Here is a 7834-nt window from a genome sequence, read left to right on the forward strand (position 1 = left end):
CCTTAATCATGGAACTTGGGGTCAAAGGCATCGCGCAGCCCCTGACTGACGACATTGATCGACAGGACCAACAGCAAGATCGCCAGCCCCGGAAAGGTGGACAGCCACCATTCCTGCAACATGAACGACCGGCCATCGGCCACCATCGCCCCCCAGGACGCGGTTGGCGGTTGCACGCCAAGCCCCAGAAACGACAGGCTTGCCTCAAGGATGATCACATTGGCCATGCGCACGGTGGACACCACCAGAACCGGCGACAGGATATTGGGCAGGATTTCACGCAGCATGATGTTGGATTTGCTGGCGCCCATCGCCTGTGCCGCCTCGACATATTCAACGCCTGTGGTCGCCAAGGTTTCGCCGCGCACCACCCGGCACGGGATCACCCATTCTTTATAGGCCAGCGCCAGCACGATATTTTGCAACCCCGGCCCGGTCATCGCGATAAGGGCAATCGCAAAGATCAGATAGGGAAAGCCGAGCAGGATATCGACCAGACGCGAGATCACAACATCGACCCAGCCGCGCAGAAACCCCGCGGCCAAACCGGCCAATACGCCGATGGTCGTGGCCACGATGATGACCGACGCGCCGATGAAAATGGAAATCCGGCTGCCATAGATGATGCGCGACAGGATATCGCGGCCCAGCCCGTCACAGCCCAACACATAGGCCCAATCGCCCCCTTCCATCCAGGCGGGCGGCATCAGACGGCGAAACAGATCGGCCTCGTTCGGATCGTGGGGCGCAATCAGGGGTGCGGCCACCGCCATGACGACAAACCCGATGGTGACGCACAGAAAAAACATCGACAGTTTGCTGGACGCAAACAGTTTCATATTCCGCTGAAACAGGGTTTCGGGGCGCGGTGCCTTAAGTTCAGTCTGCGCCATGGTCATAGTTTCACCCGTGGGTTCAGCATGGTGTAGAGGATATCGGCAAAGAAATTCAGCATCACGTAAGTCACCGCATAAAACAGCACCGCCGCCTGAATCAGGGGATAGTTGCGCACGAAAATGCTTTCGACCACCAGACGCCCCAGACCGGGCCAGCCAAACACGGTTTCCACCACCATATTTCCCCCAAGCAGTGAACCGGTTTCAATCGCCGCCACTGTCACCGTGGGAATCAGCGCGTTTTTCAACGCATGTTTGACCAGAATCCTGGTGCGGCTCAGGCCCTTGGCCTCGGCAAAGGTGATATAATCGCGGTTCAACACATCCAGCATCGACGCCCGTGTGACCCGCATCAGGATTGATGCCATCGGCAGGCCCAGGGTGATTGTGGGCAGGATCAGGTGTTTGAGGGCATCCCAAAACGCATCGATCCGGCCGCGCAACAGGCTGTCGATCAACAGAAGATGGGTGATTGGTGCCACTTCGGATTCAAAACCGGCCCGCCCCGATACGGGTAGCCATCGCATGTTTACCGCAAAGAACAGGATCAACAGGATGCCAAACCAGAACCCCGGTAACGACACGCCAAACAAAGATGTAACCGTGGCAAGCCGATCAAGAAACGAATTCTTGCGCACCGCCGCCAACACCCCCAACGGAATCGAAACCAACAGCGCGAAAATCAACGCCGCAAGGCTGAGTTCGATCGTGGCAGGCAGGCGCGATGCGATCACCTCTGCCACAGGTTGGCGGTGATAATAGCTTAGCCCGAAATCGCCGGTCATGGCATTTCCGAGGAATTTGAAAAACCTCTCATGGGGTGGGAGATCCAGCCCCATATCGCGGCGCAGGGCCTGTTCCATCTCTTCGGTAACGTGCTGATCGCCCAACATGATGTCGACCGGATCACCGGGGGTAAACAGCATCATCACAAAGACGATAACACTGACCCCCAACAAAACCGGGATCAGTTGCAGAAGTCGTTCGATGAATTTTCCAAGGCTCATGTGGCGCCGAATCCTGAAAGGTTTGAAACGCCCTGACCGATCACGCGCCGGTCAGGGCCCTTTTGCATCACAATGCCTTAGTTCAGGCAGGCATCATGCAGATTGATGCGGCTGTCGGCACTGGGCGACCAACCCGATACTTTGGTCGAAACGCCGTACAAATCCTGTGCAACCCACAGATACAGCTTGGGCAGATCGGCATTCACGATCGCCTCGGCCTGGCTGTACAATTCGGCCCGCTTGGCACGGTCGGTTTCAACGTTGGCTTCGTCAAGCAGCGCGTCAAGTTCGGGGTTGGTATAGCCCGAGGAATTGCCACGGTCATCGGTGCGGTGCGTCGGGTCAAAAATGCCAACCGGGTCAAGCGATCCGTTGCCCCAGGATGTCAGCCACATTTCGCCATCAATCGGGCTGCCTGGTGTGCGATATCGGGTTTTCAGCATCGACCATTCCCCGACAACCACGTTGATCTGAAATCCACCCTTGCTGGCCACGGCCGAAATTGCCTCGGCAATCTCTTTCAACTCACCCTCGACATCCATGGTCACGGTCAACCCGTCTGGATATCCGGCCTCGGCCAACAGGGCCTTGGCCTTTTCGACATCATATTCATAGGCAGGCAGATTTTTGTTCTTGCCAAAGGCATCGGGGCTGAGAATCCCGTTGGTGAGCGAGGCGTTGCCATCCAGAATCTTGTCGATGATCAACTGCCGGTCAACCGCATGGGCCAAAGCATGGCGCACCCGAATATCGGCAAACGGGCCTTTTTCATTGTTCAGCGCCAAAAATGAGGTGCGCGTGCCGTTTACCGCCATGACCGTGGTGTCAGGGTTTTCTTCAACCTGGCGCACCATATGGGTCGGCAGACCGCTGACGATATGCACATCACCCGCCAACAGCGCGGCCACCCGCGACGCGTTTTCAGGAATGATCTTGAAAATAACCCGCTCAACACAGGCCTTATCGGTTGGCGCAATATCGCGCGCGCCGCCATAGTAATCATCGAACCGTTCCATGATCACGGAATCGCCCTTGCGCCATTCGACCAATTTGAAAGGCCCGGTGCCGTTGACGTTTTCGGCCATGCCGGCGGTTCCCACCGCCTCGACATGGGCCTTGGATACGATTTCCTGAAACGGCAACATCGCGGGCAGGATCGGCCAGGGCGATTCCAGAATTAGCCGCACGGTATGATCATCAACCGCCACCACCTCTTTCAACGGGCCCAAAAGGCTTTGACGGGGGCTGGTCTGCCCGTCCATGGCACCCTCTTCGATCATCCGATCCAGAGAAAATTTTACATCGGCGGCGGTCATCACCGACCCGTCATGAAATTTCACACCCTCGTGGAGTTTGAATTCATAAGTGGTGGGGTCAATCGCCGCCCAACTTTCGGCCAGTTCCGGCACAAGGTTCATTTCGGAATCGCGGGTCATGATACCATCAAACATGTTGCGGATGATGGTTTCGGTTTCCCGGTTGCGGTGGTTGGCCGGGTCCAGTGTCAGCGCGTCAGACGGGAAACCGACGCGCAATTCCTGGGCTGTGGTGGCGACGGGCGCGGCCATTGCCCCCGTCAGTGCCAAGGCCAGCAGTGTGCTTGATCGTATCATGGTTGTCTCCTTGTTGGTCATTGGGTCTTTGCCCGCTGGCCGGTTGTTCCGGCCTGTCTTTCCCCGCGCCCTCTTTTTCGGGGCGCGAGGGTCTGTTTGTCATGCTAACGTGACGGAACTTCGATATCCATCAGCGGCGCATATTGCTGTGCGCCAAAGATATCCGGATCACCCGCGCTGCCGCTGGGACGGTCGCGCAGAATCGAAAACTTGATCGCATAGGCCGGATCGAAGGCCACGAAATCGGTGATACGATTTTGCGAAATGCCGTACAGGTCTGCGACGGTTTCACGGGTCAACGCGCCACTGTCACGGACCAGTTTGTATTCATCCTCGGTTTGGAAAATCACATCGAATGTGATCTTGTCGACCCCGGCGTTTTTGCTGCGGATGGTTTTGGCGATGTCTACCAGTTTGCGTGTCATGTCCAATGCCCCCTATGCGCCAATGTCGATCATGTGGGTTGGAAAAAGCTCCAGCCCGTCAGCCACGGCCATTGTGTGATTGATCGTCCAACGGCAGGCGGGGCTGGCGCGCATCACCTCATCAAACGGAAACGATACCCCACCTGCGGTGCCCTTCACATTCGGCAGCCGGGCATAAAACAACTGTCGCGTACCGGTCAGCGCCAATTCTTCGGCCAGCTCACTGGTCGGGGCGACCCCTTGAACGACGATGCACAATTCATGCGCAGGCGTGTCGCGTTTTGGCTCCATCGCGCCCAAAATGCCATCGCGGCCATAGACCGAGTAATGCAGTTCATACCCGGTTTCACCGAACTTGCGCAAAACTTCGGCCTTGGCCCAATCCATCACCTGATCGACATGGGCAATCGTGTGCGGATCGCGAATACCCGCAATGCCGACAAAGCGTTCGCCCACCTTGCCGGCCCCTTCCAGTTTCACGCGCATCTGTTTGGCGGGAATGAATTTTGGTCCCGTCACCCGCGTGGTTTTTTCATTGCGCTGCTCATAATGGCAGTTGGTCATGTCCAAAAGGCCGCCCGCCACATATTCGTGAAACGGATTGGCCCGTTCATACATCGCATGGCCCGCGACCGAGGCGACGGTGCAGCGCTGATCAGGATGCATGGCGGTGATATCTATTCCGTCGGGCGAAATCGTACCCATCACGGTTTCTTTGCCGCCATAAGGTTCGGCACAAAACGACGCGCATTCCAACAGCTTGCCCAGCATATATGCCTTGTCTTTCGGGTACCCATTGTGAATCGCGGCCGATGCAAAAATCGCGCTGTCAGAACTGCGCCCGCCGATAATTACATCGGCGCCCCCCTCAAGCAGATGCAAAAACGGATCGGCCCCGGCCATGGCCACGATGTGATCGCTTGCGTCCAGCTCGGTCTCGTCCAGCGGATCACGGCCATCCAACCCTTCGATGGCGTCGCCGCTCTGAATCTTTTTGCGGATCAGATCTTTATCGACCTCGGAGTAAAAATAACCCAACTTGAACGGAGCCAGCCCATGCCGCTTGGCAATCGCGCGGATCATTTCCACATACATATCGACGCGGCTGTTGGTTCCGGTATCTCCGGCACTGCCGATAATCATCGGCACACCCAGTTTACGGGCGGCCAACAGCATTTCTTCCAGATCATGCTCTTGCCAGTTTTTCGGGCTGGCCGAGGTGTCAGTGGCCAAAGGCACCGGACCCACATCGTCAGACCCCGAATCCGCGGCGACGTAATCGGGGTTTGCCGCCACGCCCAAATGAAAGCTTTCAACCTTGAGCGGCGCAAATCCCAAATGCCCATTGGGACAAATCATTGTTACAGGTTTCATAGCAGCCTTTTCGAAATGATACTCGCCCAAACGTTCTCCGGGCTCTTCACATTCCAGCGTAAGAGGCCAACATCCCCCGAACAACGAGTGAGAATTGCGCATCATCCGCCAATCTCACGCCAATGCACACATTTCACGCACCCATGCGCAGTTTCAACGCATGGCCAGTTTGCTCATTTGATGGCGCAGGGCATGGCGTGTCAGGCCAAGTGCTGCTGCCGCTTCGGCCTTGCGCCCACCATGCTGCTTCAGCGCCAGCTTGATCAGCTTGGTCTGATAGGCTTCGGTCGCCTCTTGAAATGTCAGACCGGCGGGCAGCGCCTCTGCCTCTACGGCGGCATTTGATGCTGCCTCAAACTCGCGCATGATACGCGGTGGAATATGGCTGATACGGATGACATCATCCGATTCCAGCACAAAAATCCGTTCCAGAAGGTTTTCCAGCTCACGCACGTTTCCAGGCCAACCATAGGCCCGGAATACGTTTTCAACCTCACTGTCCCACCCTTTGATCGCGCGATTGTATTTCTTGTTGAACCGCGCCACAAAATATTCGGTCAGCAGAAAACAGTCATCCCCCCGCTCCCGCAAGGGCGGCAAATTAACCGCGACCACTTGCAAGCGGTAATAGAGATCGTCACGAAAATTGCCTTTTTTCACCTCCTGAAACAGGATCTGATTGGTGGCACAGATAAAGCGAACATCAACTTCAACGTCATGCACCGCACCGATACGGCGAAAACTCTTGCGATCCAGCAGCCCCAGAAATTTAGTCTGTGCGAGGTGATTCAGCCCGCGAATTTCATCAAGAAACAGGGTTCCGCCATGGGCTGCCTCAATCAGCCCATTCTTTCTGCTCAGCGCGCCCGCGAATGATCCTTTGTCCTGACCAAACAGTTCCTGGTCAAACATATCGGCCGGGATCGAGGCACAGTTCACATCGACAAATGGTTTACGCGCCCGTTCGGATTGTTCGTGCAGCTTTTGCGCGACCAACGCCTTGCCGGTGCCGGTTTCACCATAGATCAAAACGGCATTTGCCTTGCTTTGCGCAACGCGTCTGACCAATTTTCGCAACTCTTGAATTGCCCGCGAATCGCCGATGAATTCCCGCTGGTTCATCTGTCATTCGTCCCTTCGCCCCAAAAGGATCATGCCCACCTACAGCGTAAATATCTGCCGATTGCCTTTGCACGGTGGACCACTGGAAAAAATCAGTTCCTTGGCTTCACACAAATATATAACCGAAGAGATGGTGAAACTTGTGCCATGTCCCGGATGCAGACACAGCCGATGATCGTCGTCGCCGTGGCGCGACATCAGATCAAGGATATCTTGCCGGTTTGCTGATGCGATCAGGCCCGGCAGCGCCTCGGTCAACACGTCCAGTCGGCCAACTGAACTGCGCTCATTGGCGTTGTCAGACAGGTTCATCGGGCGGGCGAATGGGGCGGTCAGAAAATGGTTGGTGTGAACGAAACCGCCGGACTGTTTCATTTCAACCTGCGCATCTGGGCTTCCGAATTCAACCGATGCGATACACCCAGACGGATCGACCAACGCCATTGACCCGCCGCCAACATGGGGGTTGGAGCGGATGATCTCAATCGCCTCGCGCACGGTGCTGGCTTGCCACAACACCTCGGTCATCAAAAAATACCGTAGCCATCCAACACCGGGGCCGTTGCGATCAACACGTGTATCCACAAGCGCCAGCCCATCAGAATTCATCCCGCTGGAAAATGCGCCCGGTGCGCCAAGAGAGCCAACAAATAAACACTCTTTGTCGCTTTGCTGCGGATTATGATGCAGAAAGACCCGTTGAAGCTGGTGATGTTCGCCCCCGTAATCACGGTTCTTTGCGACCAGCGGCCCATCAGACGAAGCGCTCAGCGCGACTGTGCTGCACCCATCCACTGGCGCGGTGCGCGGATTGATAAAGCTGAGGTGCAAAAATGCAAACAGATCCCGCGCTGAAAATCCGTATCCTTGAGCCAGCCCTTCAACCTCGTCCAAATGGCTTTGGCCGTAACGTTCGGTGAATTGCCACTGTGCGTCGAGGTATTTCTGCGTCTCGGGCTTTGACAAAACAGCATCCGCAGCGGCCAACGGCTCCTCGATTGCGCGCCGCACGCTGGAACAAAGCGTCGGGTCAGCCCCGGCTTGCATCACACCCCGTTCGTGCGCTGTGCCTTCGAGCACGACAAGATCGGATTTGTTCATCACACCATTCCTCATATTCGGGCGTCGTCCGTTGCCCCCAGACATTGCAGCGCATCGCGCCGCAATTCCAGTGCCTTTCAAGACACAACCGATGGCCGCGAATGGCAGTCGTGCCCCGGACATATGAATTGGATGGTGAAGCTAACGTAAACCCTGACGGCGCGCTCAGGCCATTTCTCGTTATTTTTGGACGTCGAAAAAGCCGCCTAGGGTTTTATTCCTTGGCGGCTGATTTTTTGATTTGTATATATAATGTTGTTCTTTACTAGGTTTGGCGGTGACCTACTCTCCCACGT

7 protein-coding genes are annotated in these 7834 nt (G+C 56.1%); all 7 read right to left on the reverse strand.

Annotation, left to right across the window (positions count from 1 at the left end; genetic code table 11):
- Positions 1–2: 2 nt before the first annotated feature.
- The 7 genes from C8265_RS14955 to C8265_RS14985 all read right to left on the reverse strand — a co-directional run bounded on the left by C8265_RS14955 (position 3) and on the right by C8265_RS14985 (position 7538).
- Positions 3–899: an ABC transporter permease gene (locus tag C8265_RS14955; protein ID WP_206050345.1), complete on the reverse strand. Its 897-nt coding sequence runs from the start codon at positions 897–899 to the stop codon at positions 3–5.
- Complete coding sequence (locus C8265_RS14960; protein WP_108484817.1) at positions 896–1903, reverse strand: ABC transporter permease; 1008 nt, start codon at positions 1901–1903, stop codon at positions 896–898. Before C8265_RS14960 ends, C8265_RS14955 begins: the two co-directional genes overlap by 4 nt.
- Before the next feature lie 77 nt (positions 1904–1980).
- Complete coding sequence (locus tag C8265_RS14965) at positions 1981–3516, reverse strand: ABC transporter substrate-binding protein (protein WP_108484845.1); 1536 nt, start codon at positions 3514–3516, stop codon at positions 1981–1983.
- A gap of 104 nt (positions 3517–3620) precedes the next feature.
- On the reverse strand, positions 3621–3941 hold the full coding sequence (locus C8265_RS14970; RefSeq protein ID WP_108484818.1) for a DUF4387 domain-containing protein: 321 nt from the start codon (positions 3939–3941) through the stop codon (positions 3621–3623).
- A gap of 12 nt (positions 3942–3953) precedes the next feature.
- On the reverse strand, positions 3954–5315 hold the full coding sequence (locus tag C8265_RS14975) for an acyclic terpene utilization AtuA family protein (RefSeq protein ID WP_108484819.1): 1362 nt from the start codon (positions 5313–5315) through the stop codon (positions 3954–3956).
- A 153-nt stretch (positions 5316–5468) separates the two neighbouring features.
- Positions 5469–6437, reverse strand: coding sequence for a sigma-54 interaction domain-containing protein (locus C8265_RS14980; protein ID WP_108484820.1), 969 nt, complete (start codon positions 6435–6437; stop codon positions 5469–5471).
- 39 nt (positions 6438–6476) lie between these two features.
- Positions 6477–7538 (reverse strand): C45 family autoproteolytic acyltransferase/hydrolase, encoded by a 1062-nt coding sequence (locus C8265_RS14985; RefSeq protein WP_164512345.1) that lies wholly within the window; start codon positions 7536–7538, stop codon positions 6477–6479.
- Positions 7539–7834 lie beyond the last annotated feature (296 nt).

The sequence above is a fragment of the Oceaniglobus ichthyenteri genome, from assembly GCF_003057885.1.
Classification (GTDB): domain Bacteria; phylum Pseudomonadota; class Alphaproteobacteria; order Rhodobacterales; family Rhodobacteraceae; genus Oceaniglobus; species Oceaniglobus ichthyenteri.

Bases quoted from the DNA above. Each gene is read 5' to 3' on its own strand.
- C8265_RS14975 (WP_108484819.1), bottom strand. From the start codon at position 5,315: ATGAAACCTGTAACAATGATTTGTCCCAATGGGCATTTGGGATTTGCG.
- C8265_RS14970 (WP_108484818.1), bottom strand. From the start codon at position 3,941: ATGACACGCAAACTGGTAGACATCGCCAAAACCATCCGCAGCAAAAAC.
- C8265_RS14980 (WP_108484820.1), bottom strand. From the start codon at position 6,437: ATGAACCAGCGGGAATTCATCGGCGATTCGCGGGCAATTCAAGAGTTG.
- C8265_RS14960 (WP_108484817.1), bottom strand. From the start codon at position 1,903: ATGAGCCTTGGAAAATTCATCGAACGACTTCTGCAACTGATCCCGGTT.
- C8265_RS14985 (WP_164512345.1), bottom strand. From the start codon at position 7,538: ATGAACAAATCCGATCTTGTCGTGCTCGAAGGCACAGCGCACGAACGG.
- C8265_RS14965 (WP_108484845.1), bottom strand. From the start codon at position 3,516: ATGATACGATCAAGCACACTGCTGGCCTTGGCACTGACGGGGGCAATG.
- C8265_RS14955 (WP_206050345.1), bottom strand. From the start codon at position 899: ATGACCATGGCGCAGACTGAACTTAAGGCACCGCGCCCCGAAACCCTG.